The organism is Luteimonas sp. R10 (assembly GCF_045689605.1).
Classification (GTDB): domain Bacteria; phylum Pseudomonadota; class Gammaproteobacteria; order Xanthomonadales; family Xanthomonadaceae; genus Luteimonas.
Genome location: NZ_CP141262.1, coordinates 2,475,542 through 2,499,107 on the forward strand (window position 1 = coordinate 2,475,542; position 23,566 = coordinate 2,499,107).

General features: G+C 71.0%; 20 protein-coding genes. 8 read left to right on the forward strand and 12 right to left on the reverse strand.

The features are described from left to right. Nucleotides 1-35 precede the first annotated feature (35 nt). The 5 genes from U3649_RS10800 (at nt 36) to U3649_RS10820 (ending at nt 6,073) form a co-directional block, all read left to right on the forward strand. Nucleotides 36-1,724 carry a glucoamylase family protein gene (locus U3649_RS10800; RefSeq protein ID WP_407351337.1) on the forward strand — a complete coding sequence of 563 codons (1,689 nt, stop codon included), beginning with the start codon at nt 36-38 and terminating at the stop codon, nt 1,722-1,724. 291 nt (nt 1,725-2,015) lie between these two features. Further along, nucleotides 2,016-3,206, forward strand: coding sequence for a sugar ABC transporter substrate-binding protein (locus U3649_RS10805; RefSeq protein ID WP_407351338.1), 1,191 nt, complete (start codon nt 2,016-2,018; stop codon nt 3,204-3,206). A 273-nt stretch (nt 3,207-3,479) separates the two neighbouring features. Then, on the forward strand, nt 3,480-4,358 hold the full coding sequence (locus U3649_RS10810) for a carbohydrate ABC transporter permease (protein ID WP_407351339.1): 879 nt from the start codon (nt 3,480-3,482) through the stop codon (nt 4,356-4,358). Beyond that, nucleotides 4,355-5,191, forward strand: a complete 837-nt coding sequence (locus U3649_RS10815; protein WP_407351340.1) for a carbohydrate ABC transporter permease — start codon at nt 4,355-4,357, stop codon at nt 5,189-5,191. The genes U3649_RS10810 and U3649_RS10815 overlap by 4 nt, the downstream gene beginning before the upstream one ends. 201 nt (nt 5,192-5,392) lie before the next feature. Beyond that, nucleotides 5,393-6,073 carry a hypothetical protein gene (locus tag U3649_RS10820; protein ID WP_407351341.1) on the forward strand — a complete coding sequence of 227 codons (681 nt, stop codon included), beginning with the start codon at nt 5,393-5,395 and terminating at the stop codon, nt 6,071-6,073. Nucleotides 6,074-6,272: 199 nt separating this feature from the next. On the opposite strand, the gene U3649_RS10825 is transcribed toward U3649_RS10820, so the two are convergent. The 6 genes from U3649_RS10825 to U3649_RS10850 form a co-directional block, all read right to left on the reverse strand. Beyond that, entirely contained in the window at nt 6,273-6,941 is a 669-nt protein-coding gene (locus U3649_RS10825) for a bifunctional 4-hydroxy-2-oxoglutarate aldolase/2-dehydro-3-deoxy-phosphogluconate aldolase (RefSeq protein ID WP_407351342.1), read from the reverse strand. Between the two features lie 144 nt (nt 6,942-7,085). After that, the gene (edd, locus tag U3649_RS10830) at nt 7,086-9,005 is read right to left on the reverse strand and encodes a phosphogluconate dehydratase (protein WP_407351343.1); all 1,920 of its coding nucleotides are present in this window, start codon (nt 9,003-9,005) and stop codon (nt 7,086-7,088) included. Between the two features lie 211 nt (nt 9,006-9,216). Next, nucleotides 9,217-9,966 carry a 6-phosphogluconolactonase gene (gene pgl, locus U3649_RS10835; RefSeq protein WP_407351344.1) on the reverse strand — a complete coding sequence of 250 codons (750 nt, stop codon included), beginning with the start codon at nt 9,964-9,966 and terminating at the stop codon, nt 9,217-9,219. Continuing rightward, a complete protein-coding gene (glk, locus tag U3649_RS10840; RefSeq protein ID WP_407351345.1) occupies nt 9,963-10,964 on the reverse strand; it encodes a glucokinase in 1,002 nt (333 codons plus the stop codon). Before glk ends, pgl begins: the two co-directional genes overlap by 4 nt. After that, nucleotides 10,961-12,385 (reverse strand): glucose-6-phosphate dehydrogenase, encoded by a 1,425-nt coding sequence (zwf, locus tag U3649_RS10845; protein WP_407351346.1) that lies wholly within the window; start codon nt 12,383-12,385, stop codon nt 10,961-10,963. Before zwf ends, glk begins: the two co-directional genes overlap by 4 nt. 25 nt (nt 12,386-12,410) lie before the next feature. Further along, a complete protein-coding gene (locus U3649_RS10850) occupies nt 12,411-13,781 on the reverse strand; it encodes a GH1 family beta-glucosidase (protein ID WP_407351347.1) in 1,371 nt (456 codons plus the stop codon). A gap of 150 nt (nt 13,782-13,931) precedes the next feature. On the opposite strand from U3649_RS10850, the gene U3649_RS10855 reads away from it, so the two are divergent. After that, nucleotides 13,932-15,017 carry an ABC transporter ATP-binding protein gene (locus U3649_RS10855; RefSeq protein WP_407351348.1) on the forward strand — a complete coding sequence of 362 codons (1,086 nt, stop codon included), beginning with the start codon at nt 13,932-13,934 and terminating at the stop codon, nt 15,015-15,017. A 67-nt stretch (nt 15,018-15,084) separates the two neighbouring features. Here the strand turns inward: U3649_RS10855 and U3649_RS10860 are convergent, their stop codons facing one another. Then, on the reverse strand, nt 15,085-15,525 hold the full coding sequence (locus U3649_RS10860) for a carboxymuconolactone decarboxylase family protein (protein WP_407351349.1): 441 nt from the start codon (nt 15,523-15,525) through the stop codon (nt 15,085-15,087). A gap of 265 nt (nt 15,526-15,790) precedes the next feature. Next, nucleotides 15,791-16,693 (reverse strand): RNA polymerase sigma-70 factor, encoded by a 903-nt coding sequence (locus U3649_RS10865; RefSeq protein WP_407351350.1) that lies wholly within the window; start codon nt 16,691-16,693, stop codon nt 15,791-15,793. 297 nt (nt 16,694-16,990) lie between these two features. On the opposite strand from U3649_RS10865, the gene U3649_RS10870 reads away from it, so the two are divergent. Both U3649_RS10870 and U3649_RS10875 read left to right on the forward strand, forming a co-directional pair. Further along, nucleotides 16,991-18,523 (forward strand): fumarate hydratase, encoded by a 1,533-nt coding sequence (locus tag U3649_RS10870; RefSeq protein WP_407351351.1) that lies wholly within the window; start codon nt 16,991-16,993, stop codon nt 18,521-18,523. A gap of 73 nt (nt 18,524-18,596) precedes the next feature. Next, nucleotides 18,597-19,232, forward strand: a complete 636-nt coding sequence (locus tag U3649_RS10875) for a glutathione S-transferase family protein (RefSeq protein ID WP_407351352.1) — start codon at nt 18,597-18,599, stop codon at nt 19,230-19,232. Between the two features lie 9 nt (nt 19,233-19,241). On the opposite strand, the gene U3649_RS10880 is transcribed toward U3649_RS10875, so the two are convergent. The 4 genes from U3649_RS10880 to U3649_RS10895 form a co-directional block, all read right to left on the reverse strand. Then, entirely contained in the window at nt 19,242-20,966 is a 1,725-nt protein-coding gene (locus U3649_RS10880) for an ABC transporter transmembrane domain-containing protein (protein ID WP_407354595.1), read from the reverse strand. 153 nt (nt 20,967-21,119) lie between these two features. After that, nucleotides 21,120-21,713, reverse strand: a complete 594-nt coding sequence (locus U3649_RS10885; protein WP_407351353.1) for an IMPACT family protein — start codon at nt 21,711-21,713, stop codon at nt 21,120-21,122. Continuing rightward, nucleotides 21,710-22,768 carry a hypothetical protein gene (locus tag U3649_RS10890; RefSeq protein ID WP_407351354.1) on the reverse strand — a complete coding sequence of 353 codons (1,059 nt, stop codon included), beginning with the start codon at nt 22,766-22,768 and terminating at the stop codon, nt 21,710-21,712. Before U3649_RS10890 ends, U3649_RS10885 begins: the two co-directional genes overlap by 4 nt. Next, nucleotides 22,765-23,334, reverse strand: a complete 570-nt coding sequence (locus tag U3649_RS10895; RefSeq protein ID WP_407351355.1) for an RNA polymerase sigma factor — start codon at nt 23,332-23,334, stop codon at nt 22,765-22,767. Before U3649_RS10895 ends, U3649_RS10890 begins: the two co-directional genes overlap by 4 nt. Nucleotides 23,335-23,566: the final 232 nt, after the last annotated feature.

The following is a 23,566-nucleotide window of genomic DNA, read 5'->3' on the forward strand; positions in this document are numbered from 1 at the left end:
AAACTGCCCGTGTAAACGATTACAGAAAGGTTGTCATGATACGAATCGGTCGACGTTGTTGGATTCCCGTCTGCCTGGCCCTGCTGGGCCTGGCGCTGCTCGGCGGCTGCAAACGGGAGGCGCCAGAAGTCGAACCGCCGCGCCCCGGACCGATCGCGCAGGTGCCCGAACCCGAACCGGAACCGCGGCCGGAGGAGGCCGGGCCGCCGGGCCCGCCGGAACTGCCGCCGCTGTTCCGCGAAATCGAGAAGCGCACCTTCCAGTTCTTCTGGGACACCACCAACGAACTGAACGGGCTGACGCCGGACCGCTTTCCCTCGCGTCCGTTTTCCAGCATCGCCGCGGTCGGATTCGCGTTGACCGCCTATCCGATCGGGCTGGAGAACGGCTGGATCAGCCGCAACCAGGCGGTGGAACGCACGCTGACGACGCTGCGCTTCTTCCGCGACGCGGACATGGGACCCGAGGCCGAGGGCCGCACCGGCTACAAGGGCTTCTACTACCACTTCATCGACATGGACGACGGCCACCGCTACGAGCCCTGGGTGGAGTTGTCGAGCGTCGATACCGGCCTGCTGATGATGGGCGTGCTGTTCGCGCAGAGCTACTTCGACGGCGACGACGAGCGCGAACGGGAGATCCGCGAGATCGCCGACGAGCTGTATCGGCGCGTGGAATGGCCCTGGCTGCAGCAGCGGCCGCCGCTGATCTCGATGGGCTGGTACCCGGGACGCGGTTTCATCCAGCACGACTGGACCGGCTACGACGAGGCGATGCTGGTCTACATCCTGGCGCTGGGCTCGCCCACGCATCCGGTCGAGCCCGAGGCGTGGGAGGCGTGGACCCGCACCTACGAGGAGAGCTGGGGCGTGTTCCAGGGCCAGGAATACCTGAGCTTCGCGCCGCACTTCGGCCACCAGTACTCGCACACCTGGGTGGATTTCCGCGGCATCCGCGACGCCTACATGCGCGAGCGCGGGATCGACTATTTCGAGAACAGCCGCCGCGCGACCTATGCGCAGCGCCAGTACGCGATCGAGAACCCGATGCGCTGGAAGGACTACGGCGAGAACGTGTGGGGATTGACCGCCAGCGACGGTCCGCAGCGCACCGACCAGGAGTACGAGGGCGAGGAGCGCGAGTTCCGCCACTACAGCGCCCGCGGCGCCGGCCTGCGGGTGGCCTTCGACGACGGCACCATCGCGCCCACGGCGGCGGTGGCGTCGGTCGCGTTCGCGCCGGAGATCGTGATCCCCGCCACCGAGGAGATGCACGAGCGCTACGGCGAGCACCTGTTCTCCAGCTACGGCTTCCTCGATGCGTTCAATCCCAGCTTCGGCTACGACGTGCCGCTGAAGACCGGGCGCATCGTGCCGGACATGGGCTGGGTGGCCAGCGACTACATCTCGATCGACCAGGGGCCGATCCTGGCGATGATCGCCAACTACCGCAACGACTTCGTCTGGAAGGTGATGCGCAAAAACCCCTACATCCGCGAAGGCCTGCGCCGTGCAGGCTTCACCGGCGGCTGGCTGGAGGCAGCCGAGAAGGCCGAGGAGGCGGAAGCGTCGGCCGGTGGCTCCGCGGAGGAAGGGAGCGCCGAAGCCGGCGACCGCCCGGATGGCGAAAAGGCGGATGCGGTGCCCGGCAAGCGCGAGCCGGGCGCACCGGTGGATCAGGAGGACAGTGAAGCGGACGGTGGCGCGACGCGGCCGGTGCAGTAGGCTGGCGCGATGCAGGAGACGGTTCACGATCGCGGCCAGGCGCTCTTGTGGGAGTGGCGGCGGCATGCCGTCGCCGGGGAGTCGCGACGCCGGTACGCACGGAAGCCTACCGCGTCCCGGCCCGCAGACACACCCGCGTCGCGACTCCCGTCGCTCCCACAGAGGCCGCGGCCTTCCTCGCTCCCACAGAGGCCGCGGCTTCCGTCGGTTTCACGGGGACTGAGGCTGATCGTTCTTGGCTGCCTGGCAGCAGTGCTGCTGGCCGGCTGTGCCCGCGGTACGGACGAGACCGTGATCCGCTTCTGGGCGATGGGCCGCGAGGCGGAGGTGGTCTCGGAGCTGATCGCCGATTTCGAGCGCGAGCACCCGGGCATCCGCGTGCGCGTGCAGCAGGTGCCGTGGACCTCGGCGCACGAGAAGCTGCTGACCGCGTTCGCGGCCGATGCGCTGCCGGACCTGTTCCAGCTCGGCAACACCTGGGTGCCGGAATTCGCGGAACTGGGCGCGCTGGAGCCGCTGCAGCCCTATGTCGACAGGTCCGCCGTGGTGGAGCAGGGCGACTACTTCGAAGGCATCTGGAACACCAACGTCATCGACGGGCAGCTGCTCGGCGTGCCCTGGTACGTGGACACGCGGCTGTTGTTCTACCGCAAGGACATCCTGGCCGCGGCCGGTTTCGACGCGCCGCCGCGCTCCTGGGCCGAATGGGAGGCGGCGATGGCCGCGGTCGAGCGCGAGGTCGGCTCCGGGCGCTACGCCGCGATGCTGCCGCTCAACGAGTTCGAGCAGCTGTTGTCGCTGGCCCTGCAGCAGGAGGATCCGCTGCTGCGCGAGGACGGCACCCGCGGCAACTTCCGCAGCGACGGCTTCCGCCGCGCGCTGGCCTTCTACGTCGGCATCTTCGAGCAGGGCTGGGCGCCGCCGATGTCGGAGACGCAGATCTCCAACGTCTGGGACGAGTTCGGGCGCGGCTTCTTCACCTTCTACGTCTCCGGACCGTGGAACATCCGCGAGTTCCGCAGCCGCCTGCCCGCGGACGTGCAGGACGACTGGAGCACGGCGCCGCTGCCCGGGCCGGACGGCCCGGGTGCGGGCATCGCCGGCGGCACCAGCCTGGTGATGTCCCGGCAGTCGGAGCACAAGGCCGAAAGCTGGAAGCTGATCGAGTTCCTGTCGCGGCCCGACGTCCAGCAGCGCTTCCACGCCCTGATCGGCAACCTGCCGCCGCGGCGCAGCACCTGGGAGTATCCGGAGCTGCAGCAGGACGAATACGCGCAGGCCTTCCGCGACCAGCTCGAGCGGGTGAAGCCGACGCCCAAGGTGCTGGAGTGGGAACGGATCATGCAGGAGATGCGCCTGGCCAGCGAACGCGTGGTGCGCGGCGGCATGTCGCAGGACGCGGCGGTGCGCCGGCTGGACGCGCGCGTCGACGCGTTGCTGGAGAAACGCCGCTGGGTGCGCGAGCATGGGGCAGGGTTGTGAACGGCGAGCGTCCCGCAAATCCCCCCCAGCCCCCCTTTTTCAAAGGGGGGAGCACCGCGCGCACCGGAGCCGGTTCGGCGTTGCGGCAGGTGACGACGCCCGAGTTCGAAGGCTTTTCGCTTTTCCCCCCTTTGAAAAAGGGGGGCTGGGGGGATTTGCTCCGGCTTTCGCCTTGGCCCGGCGAACGCAGCAGAACTCCGGCGATGGAACCGGAAGCACGAGTCGCACCCGCAGGAGCACGCGAGCGAATGACCATGCCCGAGGCAGCAGACGGTGCGCGCTAGCCTCGCCGGATGGGTGTTCGCCGCGCCGGCGCTGGTGGTGCTCGGCGTGTTCTTCGCAGTCCCGGTCGCTTCGGCGCTGCTGCTCAGCCTGACCGATTTCGATCTCTACGCGCTGGCCCACCTCGACAACCTGCGCTTCGTCGCGTTCGACAACTATGCCGAATTGCTGCGCACGCCGCTGTTCTGGAAATCGCTGGGCAACACCGCGTATTTCGTGGTCGTCGGCGTGCCGCTGTCGATCGCGGTGTCGCTGGGCGCGGCGATGCTGCTCAACGCCAGGGTCGCGCGCTTCAAGCCGCTGTTCCGCACCGCGCTGTTCGCGCCGGTGGTGACCACGCTGGTGGCGGTGGCGGTGATCTGGCGCTACCTGTTCCACACCAGCTACGGGCTGGTGAACTGGGCGCTCGGCCACGTCGGCATCTCGCCGGTGGACTGGCTGGGCGATCCGCGCTGGGCGATGCCGACGATCATCCTGTTCGCGGTGTGGAAGAACTTCGGCTACAACATGGTGATCTTCCTCGCCGGCCTGCAGGCGATTCCGCAGGACCTGTACGAGGCCGCGCGCATCGACGGCGCCTCGCGCTGGAAGCAGTTCCTGCACGTGACCCTGCCGATGCTGGGGCCGGTGCTGCTGGTGGTCGGGGTGATCACCATCTCCGGGTATTTCCAGCTGTTCGCCGAGCCCTACGTGATGACCCGCGGCGATCCGCTGCAGAGCACCGTGAGCGTGCTGTACTTCATGTACGAGGAGGGCTTCATGTGGTGGAACCTGGGCCGCGCCTCGGCGGTGGCGTTCCTGCTGTTCCTGATCATCCTCGCGGTGACCACGGTGCTGCTGCGCTTCGGCCGTCGCAGGCAGATGGTATGAACCGCGACGTCGGTACCGGCCGCCTGTCCGTGTTCGCCGTCAATGGCGCATTGGCGGCGCTGGCGCTGGTCGCGCTGGCGCCGCTGGCGTGGATGCTGTCGGTCTCGTTCATGCCGCAGGGCGAGGCCAGCGGTTTCCCGCCGCCGCTGCTGCCTTCGGCGCTCAGCACCGGCAACTACGAAGCGCTGTTCGCGCGCGCCGGCATGGGCCGCTATTTCGTCAACAGCCTGGTCGTGTCCGGGGCGATCACCCTGGGCGCGTTGCTGGTGAACACGCTGGCCGGCTACGCCTTCGCCAAGCTGCGCTTCCGCGGCCGCGAGCGGATCTTCCGGTGGCTGCTGGCGGCCCTGGTGATCCCGGCGCAGGTGGCGATGCTGCCGCTGTTCCTGATGATGAAGGGCCTCGGCCTGGTCAACAGCTTCGGCGCGGTGATCATCCCGGCGCTGGCGACGGTGTTCGGCATCTTCCTGGTGCGGCAGTACGCTCGCTCGATCCCGGACGAGCTGCTGGAGGCGGCGCGGATCGACGGTGCCGGGGAACTGCGGATCTTCTTCCGGATCGTGCTGCCGATGCTCAAGCCGGTGCTGGTCACGCTGACCATCTTCACCTTCATGGCGGCGTGGAACGATTTCATGTGGCCGTTGATCGTGCTCACGGACCAGGACAACTACACCCTGCCGGTCGCGATCGCCGCGTTGTCGCGCGAACACGTGCAGGACGTGGAACTGATGATGGCCGGCGCGGTGGTGACCGTCATCCCGGTGCTGCTGCTGTTCCTGCTGCTGCAGCGGTATTACATCCAGGGCCTGCTGCTGGGAAGCGTGAAGGGTTGACCGTAGGAGCGCACCGCAGGGGCGCGATACCGCGGGTGCCGGCAGGATCCGGTGGATGCCGCGATCCCGGCCGGCAGGCGCGCCGGTCACCGGAATGTGCGGGCGGCGTAATGCCCGCGGTATCGCGCCCCTGCGGTGCGCTCCTACGCAGGACACGATGGCTGCGTTAACCTGCGGCGGACCGTCCGGAGCCGTCCGCGCATGTCCCGTTCCCCGATTCCGCTCTGGCCGGTTCCGTTCGCGATCGCGATCACCTTGGTAGTGGCGGCGCACTGGGCCTGGTGGTTGTCGGTGCAGGCCGGGCATGTCCCGTTCTGCGTGCCCTACCTGGAAGGCTGTACTTCGATCAGCCGCGCGGCGCGGCACGGGCTGGGCAACCACGTGTTCCGGCTGCTGGTGCTGCCATGCGCATTGTTGGTCGGCATCCACTGGTGGTTGGCGGCGCGCTGGCTGCGCGAGCGTGTCGGGGCCTCGGCCTGGATCGCCGGGATGGGCGTGATCGGGGCGGTCGCGCTGGCGGTCTACGCCGCCTTCCTCGGCAGCGAAGGCGAGATGTACCGGTTCCTGCGCCGCTACGGCGTGATCGTTTACTTCGGCTGCAGCTATCTCGCGCAGCTGTTGTTCCTGCGGCTGGCGCGCCGGTCGGGCGCGCTGGATCGGCTCACCGGGACGACGATGCTGACCGTCTGCGTCGCGATGCTCGTGCTGGGCATCACCAACGTCGTCGCCACCGCACTGGCCGGCGGCACCGAACTGCAGGACCGGCTGGAGAACGTGCTGGAATGGCACCTGGGGGTGCTGCTGGTGGTCTGGTTCCTGGCGCACGCCCGGCTGTGGTGGCGCGAGGGCTACGCACTGGCGACGCTTTTCCGACGCCCGTAGAGCGGAGCTTGCTCCGCTGCTCCCGGCTCCGGAGCCCGCGCAGCCGAGCAAGCTCGGCTCTACGCGGCGGCCGCGTTGCGTAGGCCCTCGACGCCGACCGTACGGACCGGATTGCAGACGCGCATTTCCGAGGCCCGTAGAGCGGAGCTTGCTCCGCTGCTCCCGGCTCCGGAGCCCGCGCAGCCGGGCAAGCTCGGCGCTACGCGGTCGCGTCGTTGCGCACGCGCTCGACGATGATGGCGGCCTTGGCCGCGCCGGCGGTGACCCGGTCGAATTCGCCGGCGTCGATCCACGGCTTCGGCACCATCCACGAGCCGCCGATGCAGACCACGTTCGGCTGCGACAGGTAGTCCGCGGCATCGCCCTCGCCGATGCCGCCGGTCGGGCACAGCTTCAGCCCGGTGAGCGGTCCGGCCAGGCCCTTGAGCATCGCCAGGCCGCCGACCGCGCTGGCCGGGAACAGCTTGCAGACGCGGAAGCCGCGCGCCATCAGCGCCAGCAGTTCGGTCGGGGTCGCGGCGCCCGGCACCGCCGGCAGCGGCGCCTGCGCCAGCACGTCGGCCAGCGCCGGCGGCGTGCCCGGCGTGACCAGGAAGTCGGCGCCGGCGTCGATCGCCTGACGCACCTGTGCCGCGTCGAGCACGGTGCCGGCACCGATGACGATGTCCGGCAGCTCCTTCTTCAGCGCCGCCAGGGTTTCCAGCGCCGCCGGCGTACGCAGCGTCAGCTCCAGCGTGCGCAGCCCGCCGGACAGCAGCGCCTCGGCGATGCGGCGTCCCTGGTCGATGCTGTCGACGGTGATCACCGGAAGGATCCCGGCGGCGTGGAGGAGGCGTTCGGCTTCGGCTTGGTGCTGGGCGACGGTCATGGGAAGTCCGGGTTGTAGGAGCGGGCCATGCCCGAGAATTGTGAGTGTCGCATCACGCCGTGCGTAGAGCGGAGCTTGCTCCGCTGCTCCAGGCTCCGGAGCCCACGTAGCGGAGCAAGCTCCGCTCTACGCAGGGGTCTGGAGTCACGCGTCCTTCGACGCATGCGGCGCGGCCGCGGCTTCGGCGCTCTCGCCGAGCTCGTACTCGGCATCGTATTCCCACCAGTTGGCGCCGTCGTGCTGCGGCGGGCCGCAGGAGATCGAGAGCGCGCCCTGGTCGGCGCGGCCGACGACTTCGCGGTTGACCGCGAACAGGTTGCGGCCGATGTCCCAGGCCGGCGGCGTGGTATTGGCCTGCAAGGGCCGGGCGTCCCATTCGGCCGCGTCGACCAGCGCTTCCAGCGTGCCGCCCTCGCCGTCGAGGCGGATCAGGTCGCCGTCGCGCAGCCGCGCCAGCGGCCCGCCGTGCGCCGCCTCCGGGGTGACGTGGATGGCGGCGGGGATCTTGCCCGAGGCCCCGGACAGGCGGCCGTCGGTGACCAGCGCCACGCGATGCCCGCGGTTCTGCAGCATGCCCAGCAGCGGCGCCAGCGAGTGCAGCTCCGGCATGCCGTTGGCGCGCGGGCCCTGGTAGCGCACCACGGCGACGAAATCGTGCGGCAGGGCGCCGGCCTTGTGCAGTCGGTTCAACGCCTGCGGGGTGTCGACCACGACCGCCGGGGCCTCGATGTGGCGGAACTCCGGCTTGACCGCCGACAGCTTGATCAGCGCCCGCCCGAGGTTGCCGCGCAGCAGGCGCAGGCCGCCCTGCGCCTCGAACGGCGCGGCGACCGGCCGTACCACCGACTCGTCGGCGCTCGCCGCCACGCCCGGCGCGTAGTCGAGCGCGCCGTCGATCAGGCGCGGCTCGTCGCAATAGGCGCGCATGCCGCCGGGCACCACCGTGGGGATGTCGTCGTGCATCAGGCCCGCGTCCATCAGCTCGCGGAACACGTAGGCGATGCCGCCGGCCGCGGCGAAGCGGTTCACGTCGGCCTCGCCGTTGGGGTACACGCGCGCCAGCAGCGGCACGATCTGCGACAGCGCGTCCATGTCGTCCCAGGTCAGCACGACGCCGGCGGCGCGCGCCACCGCGATCCAGTGGATGGTGTGGTTGGTGGAGCCGCCGGTGGCCATCAGCGCGACCAGGGCGTTGACGATCGCGCGCTCGTCGATCATCCGCCCGATCGGGCGGTAGTCGGCGCCGAGCGCGGTGATGCGCAGCGCGCGCTCGACCGCGGCGCGGGTGAGCGCGTCGCGCAGCTTTGTCCCGGGATTGACGAACGACGAGCCGGGCAGCTGCACGCCCATCGCCTCCAGCAGCACCTGGTTGGAGTTGGCGGTGCCGTAGAAGGTGCAGGTGCCGGGCGAGTGGTAGGAGCCGGCCTCGGCCTCCAGCAGCTCCTCGCGGGTGGCCTCGCCGGCGGCATAACGCTCGCGCACCTCGGCCTTCTGCTTGTTGGGGATCCCGGGCGGCATCGGCCCGCCAGGCACGAACACCGCCGGCAGGTGGCCGAAGGCGAGCGCGCCGATCAGCAGGCCGGGCACGATCTTGTCGCAGATGCCCAGGTACACGGCGCTGTCGAACATGTCGTGCGACAGCGAGATCGCGGTCGCCTGCGCGATCACGTCGCGCGAGAACAGCGACAGCTCCATGCCGGCACGGCCCTGGGTGACGCCGTCGCACATCGCCGGCACGCCGCCGGCGACCTGGGCGGTGGCGCCGAGCTCGCGTGCGGTCTTGCGGATCAGCTCCGGGTAGTGCTCGTATGGGTGGTGCGCCGAGAGCATGTCGTTGTAGGCGGTGACGATGCCGAGGTTGGGCGTGGCCTCGCCGCGCAGGCGCGACTTGTCGGTCGGTCCGCACGCGGCGAAGCCGTGGGCCAGGTTGGCGCAGCTCAGGTGGCCGCGCAGCGGCCCGGCGGCGTGCATCGCCTCGATGCCGTCGAGATAGGCGCGGCGCGCGTCGCGGCTGCGCTCGCGGATGCGTTCGGTGATGTCGTGGAACCGGGGGTGCAGGGTCATTGGGATCGCTGTGGGAGTGTCGGGTTCATCGTTCCGTCGCGGCGGAGGCTCGCGGGGGCGGGCGGAACATGGAAAGGCCGGCCAGGTTCATCTTGGACCGTTCGTGCTTTCCATGCGGGAGGGGCAGCGCCATGCCGCCGGGAATCGCGATTCGACGCCGCCGGACGCAGTCGCGACTTCCGTCGCTCCCACAATCGTCGCTTCCACAATGTTATGGGCACCAGTGCACGTGCAAGGGTGCGCCCGGCGTGGTGAAGGCGATGCGTGCGGGATACTCGTACGGATCGTCGCCGTCGAGCACGCGGTCGAGCAGGTCGCGCTTCTTCTGCCCGCGAATCAGCAGCAGGCGGGTGTGCGCGGGGTGCAGCCCGGCCGGGGTCAGGCTGATGCGCCGCAGCCACTTGCCGGCGCCGGCGCAACCGCTGGCGTCGACCGCGACGTAGGCGGTGGACGCCTCCAGCGCCAGGTCGAGGTCGCGCATGCGCGGGAACAGCGAGGCCGTGTGTCCGTCCTCGCCCATGCCCAGGACCACGACGTCGGCCGGCTGGCGGGCGTGCATGTTGGCGATGGCGACCGCCTCCTCGATGCCGCGTCCGGGGCGGGTCAGGGTCTCGAAGCGGGCCGCGGCGCCGTTGCGCTGGAGCAGCGTCTCGCGGACCAGCCGGGCATTGCTGTCGGGGTCGTCGGGCAGCAGCCAGCGCTCGTCGACCAGGGCGACGTCGATGTGCTGCCAGTCGAGCGGCGCCTTCGACAGGGCGGCGTAGACCGCGGCCGGCGTGGTGCCGCCCGACAGCAGCAGGCGCGCGCGCGCCTGGCCCTGCAGGCTGCGGCCGAGCGCCGAGGAGATCGACACTGCCGCCCCCCAGACCCACTGCGTCACCGAATCGTAGGCGTGGAGCCGCACCGGCGAATCGGCCGCCGCCGCGGACGTCTCGACGACCGGCGGGCGCTCGTCGCTCACGCCGCCTGCTCCCGCAGGGAAATGCGCCCGGCGAGGGCGGCGGCGCCGAGCAGGCCGGCGTGCGGATGCAGCACCGCCACCGACGGCACCCGCGCCATGTTCGAGGAGAACCGGCCCTTGTGCTCGAAGCGCTGGCGGAATCCGGAATGCCGCAGCTCCTCGAGCATCTTCGGCACCAGGCCGCCGGTCAGGAACACGCCGTCCCAGGCGCCGAGGGTGAGCGCGAGGTCGCCGGCGATGGCGCCGAACACCGCGCAGAACACGTCGACCGTGCGCATGCTGCGTGGATCGCCCGCGCGCGCGCGCAGGGTGATGTCGACCGGCTGTACCGGCCCCGGATCCTCGCCGGCGATCTCCGACAGGGCGCGGTAGATGTTGACCAGCCCGGGCCCGCAGATCAGGCGCTCGTTGGAGACGCGGCCGAACTGCCGCGACAGGTGGTCGAGGATCGCCAGTTCTTCGGGCGTGCCCGGCGGGAAGCTGACGTGGCCGCCTTCGGTTTCCAGCGGATAGTGGCGGCCGTCGCGGATCAGCAGCCCGCCGACGCCGAGCCCGGTGCCGGGGCCGATCACGGCGTAGGTGCAGTCGCCGTCGCCGTCGTGCGGACGCCAGGGCGCGCCGCCGACCAGGGCGATGTCGCCGGCGCGCAGCAGCGGGATCGCCATCGACTGCGCGGCGAAATCGTTGATCAGCACCGCCTGGCCGAGCCCGAGCTGCGTGCACAGGCGGGTGCGCGAGATCACCCACGGATGGTTGGTGATGCGCGCCTCGTCGTCCTCGACCCGGCCGGCGACGGCGAACACGCCGTCCCGTACCTCGCCGCCGGTCTGTTCCAGGTAGTGCCGCGCGGCGTCCGCCAGCGACGGGAATTCGGTGACCGCGTACTCGCGGATGCTGTCGTCCAGCAGCGGCATCGGCGCCGCCGTGTCCGCCAAGGCGAAGCGCGCATTGGTGCCGCCGATGTCGGCCAGCAGGACGTGGGCGGCGGCGGCGTTCATCCCTTGCGCTTCCCGTTGCCGGACAGCGTGGCCGGCAGGAAGGGCGCCGCGGCCGGCGGCCCCCAGGATCCGGCGGGATACGGCTGGGTGCCGACCCCGGCCTCGCGCCAGGCGTCGCTGACGCTGTCGATCCAGCGCCAGGCCGCCTCGACCTCGTCGTCGCGCACGAACAGGGTCTGGTCGCCCTTGAGCGCATCGATCATCAGCCGTTCGTAGGCGATCCGGCGCTTGGGCGTCGGCGACATGGTCAGGTCGAGCGACATCGGCTGCAGCTCGGTCGCGCCCCACTCGGGCGCGGCCAGGCTGCCCATCAGGCCGAGTTCGATCGTCTCCTCGGGCTGCAGGCGCATGCGCATGCGGTTGGGCGGCGCCCGTTCGGCGCTGGGGCGGTCGAACAGCCAGTGCGACACCGGCCGGAACGACACCACCACCTCGGTGGCGCGCGCCGGCATCCGCTTGCCTGTGACCAGGCGGAACGGCACGCCCGACCAGCGCCAGTTGTCGATCCAGGCGCGCAGCGCGACGAAGGTGCCGACGTCGCTCTCGTGCCGGAAGCCCTTCACCGCGGTGCCGTCGACCACCCCGTCGCCGTAGCGGCCGCGCACGCTGTCGCGGGCGGCGTCGGCGGCGGTCATCGGACGCAGGGCGCGCAGCACCTTGCGCTTCTCGTCGCGGATGCTGTCGGCGTCGAGGGTCGAGGGCGGCTCCATGGCGATCAGCGCCAGCAGCTGCAGCATGTGGTTCTGCACCATGTCGCGCAGCGCGCCGTAGCCGGCGTAGTAGCCCTCGCGTCCGTCGACGCCGGCGGTCTCGGCGACGACGATGTCGACCGATTCGATCCAGCGCCGCTCCCACACCGCCTCGAGCAGGGTGTTGCCGAAGCGCAGCGCCAGCAGGTTCTGCACCGGCGCCTTGCCCAGGTAGTGGTCGATGCGGAAGATCCGCGACTCGTCGAGGCTGGCGCGCAGCGTCGCGTTGATCGCGCGCGCCGAGGCCAGGTCGTGGCCGATCGGCTTTTCCAGCACCAGGCGCGAGGGATCCTCGAGCAGGCCGGCCGCCTTCAGGCCGAGGCAGGCCGGCGCGAACAGGTCGGGCGGGGTCGACAGGTAGCTCACCGCGGGGCGGTCGGCATAGTGCGACAGCGCCTTCGCCATCGCGTCGGCGTCGTTGAGATCGATCGAGTGATAGACGATGCGCTGCAGCAGGTCCTCGAGCGCCGCGTTGTCGCGGCGTTCGCCGTCGTCCATGCGCTCGCGCAACCAGGAACGGAAACCCTCGTCGTCGTGTTCGCTGCGCCCGATCGCGACCACGCGGAACGAGGGCGGCAGCAGGCGGTCGCGCAACAGGTGGAGCAGCGATGGGAACAGGTAGCGTTGGGCGAGGTCGCCGGTGGCGCCGAACAACAGCAGGGTGTCGTGCATCGCTACTCCGAGGGGGGAGGTGATCTCAGTCCGGCAAGGGGTCGGCCAGGTGCCTGCCGTGGCTGGCGATCACGCGGCCGTACCAGAGCGCACTGTCCTTCGGCGTGCGCTGCTGGCTGTCGTAATTTACATGAACGATACCAAAGCGCTTGGAATAGCCCAACGACCATTCCAGGTTGTCCAGCAGCGACCAGACCATGTAGCCGCGCACGTCGACCCCGGCCTCGATCGCGTCGTGGATCGCCCGCAGGTGCTTGCGCAGGTAATCGACGCGCAGCGGGTCGCGGATCCGGCCCTCCTCGGCCACCGGCGGGTCGAAGAACGCGGCGCCGTTCTCGGTGATGTAGACCGGGAGGTCGCCGTAGGTGTCCTTGAACCAGAGCAGCAGGTCGGTGAGTCCCTGCGGGAATACCTCCCAGCCGGTTTCGGTATAGGTGCCGAGCGGCTGCCGCACCGCACCGGCCGCGAGCGGGTAGCTGTCGTCGGCGCGGGTGACGCTGCGGGTGTAGTAGTTGATACCGACGAAATCGAGCGGCTGCCGGATCAGGTCGAAGTCCGCGTCCGGCCATTGCGGCCAGGCGTCGCCGAAGATTTCCCGCAGCCGGTCCGGGTAGCGCCCCAGCAACGCCGGGTGCAGGTACTGCTCGTTCATGTATGCGTGGGCGCGGGCCACCGCCGCCGAGTCTTCGGGCGAGTCGCTGGCGGGATATTTCGGCTCGATGTTCACCACCAGGCCGACCTCGTGCTTGCCTTCGGCCCGGTACGCCTGCACCGCGGCGCCATGCGCGCGCATCAGGTTGTGCGAGGCGATCGGCGCTTCGTACTTGCTGCGGTGCCCGGGCGCCAATGCTCCGTGCAGGTAGCCGCCGTCGGTGACCACCCACGGCTCGTTCAGCGTCACCCACTTCCTCACCCGGCCGTCCAGGGCGCGGTAGAGCACGCTGCCGTACTCGGCGAACCAGTCGGCGCTGTCGCGGTTGAGCCAGCCGCCGCGGTCGTCGAGCGCCGCCGGCAGGTCCCAGTGGTAGAGCGTGAGCAGCGGCTCGATGCCGTTCTCCAGCAGCGCGTCGACCAGGCGCGAATAGAAATCGAGCCCGGCCCGGTTCACCCGGCCGGTGCCCTCGGGCAGGATCCGCGACCAGGACACGCTGAACCGATACGCCTTGAGCCCGAGATCGCGCATCAGCGCGACGTCGTCCTGCCAGCGCCGGTAGTGATCGCAGGCGACGTCCCCGGTGTCGCCGTTGAAGGTCATGCCGGGGGTGTGGGCGAACCGGGTCCAGATGCTCGGCCCGGCGCCGTCGGCCAAGGGCGAGCCTTCGATCTGGTGGGCGGCGGTGGCCGCGCCCCACAGGAATCCTTCGGGAAACTGGAAATCCTTGCCCGGTTCATTCATCGGTTGGCGTCCTCATTGCTGCGATACGAGCGTGTGTAAACGGTTACATGGCAGAATACCGCAAGCATCGGGTCAGTGTAATGTCCGGTGCCGCAGATCGGGGCACGGCGCATTCGTATGCAGCCGTCGATGCGGGCGAACGGAGGGAACGTGGCCAGAGTGCAGTTGCAGGGGGTGCGGAAGGTCTACCCGGACGGCTTCGTCGCCGTGCACGGCGCCGGTTTCGAGGTCGCCGACGGCGAGCTGCTGGTACTGGTGGGCCCCTCGGGCTGCGGCAAGTCGACCCTGCTGCGGATGATCGCCGGGCTGGAATCGATCACCGCCGGCACCCTGCGCATCGGCGAGCGGGTGGTCAACGACGTCGCGCCCAAGGACCGCGACATCGCCATGGTCTTCCAGAGCTACGCCCTGTACCCGCACATGACGGTGGCCGAGAACCTGGCGTTCGGGTTGAAGCTGCGCGGCCACGACAAGGCCGCGATCGCCGAACGCGTGGCCGAGGCGGCGAAGACGCTGGAACTCGACGCGCTGCTCGAGCGCCGGCCGGCCGCGCTGTCCGGCGGCCAGCGCCAGCGCGTGGCGTTGGGCCGGGCGCTGGTGCGGCAGCCACAGGTGTTCCTGCTCGACGAGCCGCTCTCCAACCTCGATGCGAAGCTGCGGATGTCGATGCGGGTGGAGATCGCGCGCCTGCACCGGCGCCTGGGTGCGACCATGGTCTACGTCACCCACGACCAGATCGAGGCGATGACGCTCGGCCAGCGCATCGTGGTGCTCGACGGCGGCCAGATCCAGCAGATCGACACGCCGATGGCGCTGTACGAGAAGCCGGCCAACCTGTTCGTCGCCACCTTCCTCGGCAGCCCCGCGATGAACGTGCTGCGCGGGACCCTCGTGCGCGACGACGGCCTGGCGCTGGCGCTCGGCGATGGCGCGCGGCTGCCGCTGGACGGCGATGGCCTGCCGGAGGAGTGGCTGGGGCGCGAGGTCGACGTCGGCATCCGTCCCGAGGACCTGCGGCGCGACGCCGGCGCAGGTGCGGCCTTCGCGCCCACGGTCGAGGTGGTGGAGCCGGTCGGCAACGAGGTCTTCGTCAACCTGCAGCAGGGGCCGTTCGCGCTGATCGCGCGGCTGCCGCCCGGCGAACTGCCGGCGCCGGGGGCGCGGCTGCCGCTGCGTGCCGCGGCCGACAAGCTGCACGTGTTCGATCCGGACAGCGGCGAGCGCCTGCCGGGCTGATATCCCGAACTGCCTCCGCCGATCGTCGCCCCCACCTGCGGTGCGCTCCTGCGGAGGTAGGTCGGCTTCAGGGCAGGACCGGCTGCAACCCTACGCCGAGGCGGTTCCAGGCATTGATCGTGGCCACCGCCATGGTCAGTTCCGCGATCTCGTGCTCGTCGAAGTGCGCGGCCAGGGCCTCGTAGACGGCATCGTCGGGTGCAGCGGACGGCAGCGTGGTCAGCGCCTCGGCCCAGGCCAGCGCGGCGCCTTCGCGGGCATCGAAGAAGCGGCTGTCGCGCCAGGCGGCGAGGGTGTCGAGCTTGCGCGGCTCGATGCCGCCCTTGCGCAGCGCGGCGGCGTGCATGTCCAGGCAGAACGCGCAGCCGTTGACCTGCGAGACCCGCTGGAACACGAGCAGCAGCAATTCTTCGCCGAGGCGGCCGCGGTGCAGGCCTTCGCTGATGGCGTAGAGGCCGCGGAAGGCCTCGGGAACGTACCTGGGATACTCGACGCGTCGGTATTTCATTGCAGTGTTTCCGTTTTTCATCCGGGTGTCTCCGCTTGTCTTCGGTGGGATCCCCTGCTTGGGGGAGCGCTCTCCTGTGGGAGGGGTCTCCTGTGGGAGGGGTCTCCTGTGGGAGGGGTCTCCTGTGGGAGGGGTCTCCTGTGGGAGCGACGGAAGTCGCGACAGGACGCCCGTCGCGACTTCCGTCGCTCCCACAAGGGCCACTGCGGTGCCTTGTTGCCGCGCGATATCGGAAGCGTCCGGCAGGCGGCCGCCGCGGTGGCCTTCACCGCAAGGACGCGGCGGTACCCGATGGCGTGACACCCGGCGCCAGCTTGTCCGGGTTGGACAGGTGGAGCAGTTCCGCGATCCGCTCGCCATCGGTGACGACGACCATGACCGCTTCCAGCGTTCCGCCGCGGTGGCGCAGGATGGCCGGCTCGCCGTTCACGCTGCCCATGCGCCATTGGAGCTCCGGATCCGGCCGCCGGTACGCGGCCCAGAACAGCCGCGCGATGCGTTCGGCGCCGAGCAGTGGCCGGATCGCCGCGGGCGCCTTGCCGCCGCCGTCCGACAGCAGCCGCGCGTCCTCGCGCAGCAGCGCCGCGATCGCGTGCCGGTCGCCGATGCGCGCCGCGTGCATGAAGCGCTCCAGCAGCACGCGATGATGTCCGGGGTCGACGGCGAAGCGGGGCCGCCCGGCCTGCACGCGCGAGCGCGCGCGGTGCACCATCTGCCGGCAATTGGCCTCGCCGTGGCCGAGCAGCTGCGCGATCCGTGCGTAGTCGTAGTCGAAAGCCTCCTTTAGCAGGTAGGCGGCGCGCTCCTCCGGGCCCAATCGCTCCAGCACCGCCAGGAAGGCCAGTGAGACCTGCTCGGCGATCGCCGTCGCATCCTCGGGGCCGGGCGCCCCGTCGATCTCGTCGATCTCGGCGGGCTCGGGCAGCCACGGGCCGACATAGCGTTCGCGCTGGCTGCGGGCGGCGCGCAGGCGGTCGATCCCCAGCCGCGTGGTCGCGGTGACCAGCCAGGCTTCGGTATCGCGGATCTGCGCCCGGTCGGCCTGGCGCCACCGCAGCCAGGCGTCCTGCACCACGTCCTCGGCGTCGGTGCGGCTGCCGAGCAGGCGGTAGGCGAGGCCGAACAGGCGCGGGCGGTGGGTTTCGAAGGTCGAGTCGCTGGTGTTCATGGCCGAAGGGACGGGCGGGAATGGGCGGGCGTGACAGGTCGACTGTGGGAGCGACGGCAGTCGCGACGCCTCGACGGCTTGCTGCGGGAAATCCATCGTGGTCCATGGGTGTCGCCGTGTCGCGACCGCCGTCGCTCCCACAGTCCTGCGGACAGCCGGCGACCGGGTGACGGGTTCTCCCCGTGGCGCAGATTTCCGTGTCGGGTTGCCGTGGCAGCGGCGCGGCAGTCCCGTCGCTCGGGAGCGTTTGTGCACTGCGCTAAAATGCCGGCTGCAGACGCCACCCCACAGGCAGCCGTGACCACCACCGCGACCGTCGTCCGCCAGGACGACCTCATCCAGAGCGTCGCCGACGCCCTGCAGTACATCAGCTACTACCATCCGGTCGACTACATCCGCAATCTCGCCGCCGCGTACGAGCGCGAGGAGAGCCCGGCGGCGAAGGACGCGATGGCGCAGATCCTGATCAACTCGCGCATGTGCGCCGAGGGCCACCGGCCGATCTGCCAGGACACCGGCATCGTCACCGTGTTCCTCAGGATCGGCATGGACGTCCGCTGGGACGCGACCATGGGCGTGGAGGACATGGTCAACGAGGGCGTGCGCCGCGCCTACAACCACCCGGACAACAAGCTGCGCGCCAGCGTGTTGGCCGATCCGGCAGGGTGCCGCCGCAACACCGGCGACAACACCCCGGCGGTGGTGAACGTGTCGGTGGTGCCCGGCGACACCGTGGACGTGATCGTCGCCGCCAAGGGCGGCGGGTCCGAGGCGAAGTCGAAGTTCGCGATGCTCAACCCGTCGGACTCGATCGTCGACTGGGTGCTGAGGACGGTGCCGACGATGGGCGCCGGCTGGTGCCCGCCGGGGATGCTGGGCATCGGCATCGGCGGCACCGCGGAGAAGGCGATGCTGCTGGCGAAGGAAGCGCTGATGGAGCCGATCGACATCGTCGACCTGAAGGCGCGCGGTCCGGCGAACCGGATCGAGGAGCTGCGGCTGGAGCTGTTCGACAAGGTCAACGCGCTCGGCATCGGCGCCCAGGGCCTGGGCGGCCTGACCACGGTGCTCGACATCAAGATCCGCGACTACCCGACCCACGCGGCCAACCTGCCGGTGGCGATGATCCCCAACTGCGCCGCCACCCGCCACGCGCACTTCGTGCTCGACGGCTCCGGCCCGGTGGCGCTGGAGCCGCCCTCGCTCGAGGACTGGCCGAAGCTCACTTACGACGCCTCCAAGGGCCGCCGCGTGGACCTGGACACCGTCACCCGCGAGGAGGTCGCCGGCTGGAAGCCCGGCGACGTGCTGCTGCTCAACGGCAAACTGCTGACCGGGCGCGACGCGGCGCACAAGCGGATGGTGGAGATGCTCGATCGCGGCGAGACGCTGCCGGTCGATTTCGCCGGGCGTTTCATCTACTACGTCGGCCCGGTCGACCCGGTGCGCGACGAGGTGGTGGGGCCGGCCGGCCCCACCACGGCCACGCGCATGGACAAGTTCACCCGGCAGATGCTGGAGCAGACCGGCATGCTGGGCATGGTCGGCAAGGCCGAGCGCGGGCCGGCGGCGATCGAGGCGATCCGCGACCACCGCGCGGTGTACCTGATGGCGGTCGGCGGCTCGGCGTACCTGGTGTCCAAGGCGATCCGCGCCGCGCGCGTCGTCGCGTTCGAGGACCTGGGCATGGAGGCGATCTACGAGTTCGAGGTCCGGGACATGCCGGTCACCGTGGCCGTCGATTGCACCGGCGAGTCCGTGCACGCCACCGGCCCGCGCGAGTGGCGGGCGCGGATCGGCGGCATTCCGGTGGTGGTGGAGGCGGCATAGCCGCAAGCGCCCTTCACCGGGCCCGTATGGATCTTCGTTGGACACAGCAGCCGTTCGCCCCAGGAGAGATTCGATGGCCGCAACCCTCTACTACGCTCCCAGCACCGCCGCCCTGGTGGTGCACTGGCTGCTGATCGAACTGCAGGTACCGCACGAGCTGCAGGCGCTCGACTTCGGCCGGCGCGAGCAGAAGTCGCCCGAGTACCTCGGGCTCAATCCCGCCGGCGTGGTGCCGACCCTGGTGCTCGACGGCGAGGTGCTGACCGAATCGGCCGCGATCGTCCTGCACCTGGCCGACCTGCACCCGCAGGCCCGGCTGGCGCCTGCGCCGGGCACGGTGGAGCGTGCGCGCTACTACTTCTGGATCTGCTTCTGCGCCAACACCCTGCTGCCGGCCTACCGCGCCTGGTTCTATCCGGACGAGCCCGCCGGCGAGGCCGCCCAGGTCAACGCCAAGGCGTACGCGCGCGAACGCATCGAGTCGGCATGGCAGCGCGTCTCGGACCATCTCGAAGCCGGCGGCCCGTACCTGCTGGGCGAGCGCCTGTCCGCTGCCGACTTCCTGCTCACCATGCTGATGCGGTGGTCGCGCAACATGCCGCGGCCCAGCGACGAATGGCCGCCGCTGCGCGCGCATGCGCAGCGGATGAAGGCACGGCCGGCGTTCCAGGAGACCTGCCGCCGCGAGGGCATCACCGACTGGCTTTGAGCGCCTGCTTCAGCCCAGGAACTGCAGCCGCGCCAGGTCCGCGTACAGGCCGCCCTGCGCCAGCAGCTCCTCGTGGGTGCCTTCGGCGACGATGCGGCCCCGGTCCATCACCACGATGCGGTCGGCCTTGAGCACGGTGGCCAGGCGATGGGCGATGACCAGGGTGGTGCGGCCATGCATCAGGTTCTCGAGCGCGTGCTGCACCGCGCGTTCGCTCTGCGCGTCGAGCGCCGAGGTGGCCTCGTCGAGCAGCAGGATCGGCGCGTCGCGCAGCAGCGCCCGGGCGATGACCACGCGCTGCTGCTGGCCGCCGGACAGGCGCGCGCCGCGCTCGCCCAGCTGTTCGTCGTAGCCCTGGGGCAGGGCGGCGATGAAGGCGTGCGCCTCGGCGGACGCCGCCGCGGCCTCGACCTCGGCATCGCTCGCCTCCAGCCGGCCGTAGCGGATGTTGTCGCGCGCGCTGGCGGCGAAGATCGTCGGCTGCTGCGGGACCAGGGCGATGTGCTCCCGCAGGGCGATGGGATCGAGCGCGCGCACGTCGACGCCGTCGACGCGTATCGCGCCGCTTTGCGGGTCATGGAAGCGCAGCAGCAGCGCGAACACCGTGCTCTTGCCGGCACCGGAGGGTCCGACCAGGGCGACGGTCTCGCCGGGCCGCACGTGCAGCGAGAAATCCTCCAGCGCGGGTACCTCCGCGCGCGCCGGGTAGTGGAAGTTCACCCGGTCGAACTGCAGCTCGCCGCGAACCGGGGCCGGCAGTGCCTGCGGGTGCTCGGGCGCCTGCAGGGTCGAGGTCTCGACCAGCAGCTCGTTGATCCGGCCCATGCCGCCCGCCGCGCGCTGCAGTTCGTTCCAGACCTCGGCCAGGGCGCCGACCGAGCCGCCGCCGAGCAGCGCGTACAGCACGAACTGCCCCAGCGTGCCGGGGCTCAGCGTGCCGGCGGCGACGTCGTGCGCGCCCGACCACAGCACGATGGTGATCGCGCCGAAGATCGCGGTGATCGCCACCGCGGTGACGATCGCCTGCACGCCGATGCGTTTGCGCGCGGTCGCCACCGAGCGCGCCACCGCCCCGGCGAAGCGGCTCTGCTCCCAGCCTTCGCGCGCATGCGCCTGCACCGTGCGGATCGCGCCGAGGGTCTCGGCGGCCAGGGTGTTGGCGTCGGCGACGCGGTCCTGGGCGCTGCGCGAGATCTTCTGCAGCCGGCGCCCGCCGAGCACCAGCGGCAGCACGAACACCGGGATGCCGACCAGGGTGTAGGCCGCCAGGCGCGGGCTGGTCACCACCAGCATCGTCATGCTGCCGAGCACCATCACCACGCTGCGCAGCGCCACCGACATGCCGGAGCCGACCACGCTGCGCAGCAGTTCGGTGTCCGCGGACAGGCGCGAGACCAGCTCGCCGCTGCGGGTGCGCTCGTAGAACGCCTGGTCGAGGCCGACCAGGTGGGCGTACAGGCGGGTGCGCAGGTCGGCGATCACGCGCTCGCCCAGCAGCGAGACGAAGAAGAACCGGCCCGCGGTGGCGATCGCCAGCGCCACCGCCACCAGGAACAGCAGCGCGAACGCGGCGTCGATGTTGCTGCCGCTGCTGAAGCCGCGGTCGATCATCATCCGCACCGCCACCGGCAGGCTCAGCGTGGCCGCGGACGACGCCGCCAGCGCCAGCAGCCAGGCGACGAGCAGGCCGCGCTGGCGCAGCACGAACGGCCACAGGGTGCGCAGGGTGCCGATCGGCGCCTTCGCCTTGGCGCCGTCGCCGCTCGTGGGCGGAGGGTGGGGTGCGGATTCGGGGGAGGTGTCTGCCATCAGGTTCGGGGGAGGATTCCTGGGGCCGCGCCGGACGCAACCGATGCGGACGTGGAAGAGTCGAACCTGGATGGGACGTCAGGCGCGGTCATTTTCGAAACGTACCCGGTCCCGGGTGGCGTCGCGCAGATGCGTTTTCAAGTCGTCGGCGCGCGATTCGGGCAGGCGCAGGCGAAAGCGCGCGCCGTCGGCAGCAAAGGCCTCGACGAGCTTTTCCGCGGCGAACGCCTCCAGCGCGGCATGGACCGCGCCGAGATCGTCGAAGCCGGCGTGCAGGGCGAGTTCCGCCTGCGCCACCAGCGGCAGGCGTTCGGCCAGGCGCAGGCACTCGGCCGCCACGCCGCCGTAGGCGCGCACCAGTCCCCCCGCCCCCAGCTTGATGCCGCCGAACCAGCGCGTGACCACCACCGCCACCCGGTCGAAGCCCTGGCCGTCGATGGCGGACAGGATCGGCCGTCCGGCGGTGCCCGCGGGCTCGCCGTCGTCGCTGGAGCGGTAATCGCCGCCGATGCGCCAGGCCCAGCAGTTGTGGTTCGCGTCGGCGATCGCGACCGCCTGCAGCCACGCCTGCGCGGCCGCGACGGTCTCGATCGCGGTCGCCCTCGCCTGGAATCGGCTGTGCTTGACCTCGATCGCGTGCGAGGCGGGTGCGGCGAGCGTGTCCAGGCTCATTCGTCGAGCAGTCCGGACAGGTCCTCGGGAAGCTCGACGTCGGGATGGCGGCGATGGAACTCGCGCAGGCTCTCGCGTGCGGCCTCGTGTTCGCCGTCCGCATGGAGCTCGCGGATGCGCGCCAGCCAGGCCTTGTGGACTTCCGGCGAGTCCGCGGTGGCCGGCGGCTCGTCGTCGAGCGGCTGATCCAGGAAGGGGGCCCGTTCCATGTCCGTGGGCGGCGCCGCGGGCAGGGAAGTGCCGGTGACCTCGATGCGTTCGCGGGCATCGCGCTGCGGCAGTGGCGCGACGGCGTCGGGGCGGGCGGCCGCCCGCTGTTGCACGCGCCGGCGGCCGATCGCGGTGTCGACCGGCGGTGGCGATGGCACGAACGCAGGCTCGGCGGCGGGCGCGGGCATGGGGGCGGGCGGCGGCGGTGCCGGCAGTCCTGCCGCCGATGGCGCGTCGAACACGATCGCGGATTCGCGTTGTCGCTCGCTCGCGCCGCGGGCGGCGTCCGATCGTTCCCCTGCCTGGGTGGCTTCGACGGCCTGCCGCGCGGCTTTCCGCGCCGGAGCGGTGACCGTCTCCGTCTCCGGGCCGGGTTGCCCGGTTGCGGCGCTCGCGGGCGTCGGCGGTGACCGGGGTGCCGGCGCGGGCTCACGGCGTTCCGGGACGGCTTGCTGCGTCGCGACCGGGCGCCGCGCGGATGCGGCGCGCTCGTCGGCAGGGGCTGCCGGCACGTCCGCGATCGCCTGCGCCGCGGATTCGGCCGGGCGCGGTGCCGCGGCCTCCGACGCCGGCACCTCGGAAGCAGGAGGAGGCGCCTGCGGGAGCGGCCGCAGCTGCCAGGCGATGCCCACGGCCAGCGCCAGCGAGGCGGCGATGCCGAGCGTCGCGGGCCAGCGGCGGCGGCGCGGTCGCGCCGAGCCCGTCGGCGCTTCCGTCGCCGCCCGCGCCGCCGCCAGTATCCGTGCGTCCAGCGCCGGCGGCGGCTCCGCGCGCGGCGACGTCCGCGCCAGCCGCTCGGCGAGCGCGCGTTCCTCCGGCGTCAGCGGCTCGCGATCGCGGGTCATGCGCCGAGTCCCGCCCGCAGTTTTTCCATCGCGTAGCGCAACCGCGACTTGACCGTCTCGCGGCCGACGCCGGTGATCGTTCCGATCTCTTCCAGGCTCAATTCCTGCTCCAGCCGCAGCATGATCACCTCGCGCTGCTCCTCGGGCAGCTCGTCCAGCGCCAATTGCAGCCGCCGGCGCTGCTCGAACTCCGACAGGCTACGTTCCGGGGTGTCGTCGTCCGGTACACGCGCCACCCGGGCGTCGGCATCGTCCGGTGCCGGCGGGCGGTGCCGCTGCGCGCGCCAGTGGTCGTTGAGGCGGTTGCGCGCGATCCGGTACAGCCAGGTGGCGAACTGCGCTTCCGGCTTCCAGCGCGTGCGTGCCGCGATCACGCGCTGCCAGGTGTCCTGGAAGGCCTCGTCGACCAGCGCGGCGTCGCGCAGCTGCCGCAGCAGGAACCGGTACAGCCGGGTGCGGTGGCGCGCGTACAGGTGCTCGAAGGCCACGGCATCGCCGCCGGCCCAGGCCAGCATCAGCGCTTCGTCGCTGGTTTCTTCCTGGTCCTGGCGGGCGGTGTCGTTCACCGCCGGCAGGTTAAGCGCTGGCGGCAGGCACGTGAAGCCCGCCCGCGGCAGGCGCGGGTGGCGGGCGTGCCGGCGGGAGGATGCAGGCGTCATGCAGCGGCCAACGGCCGGAACGGGCGTTCGGGGTCGAAATTGCCGGCGCCGGCGGGTTCTGCCGTTATGCTGGCGGCAGGGGGAACGGAACGCGACGGAGCAGGCGTGAACGGAACTCGGCAATCGCCGCCGGCCACGG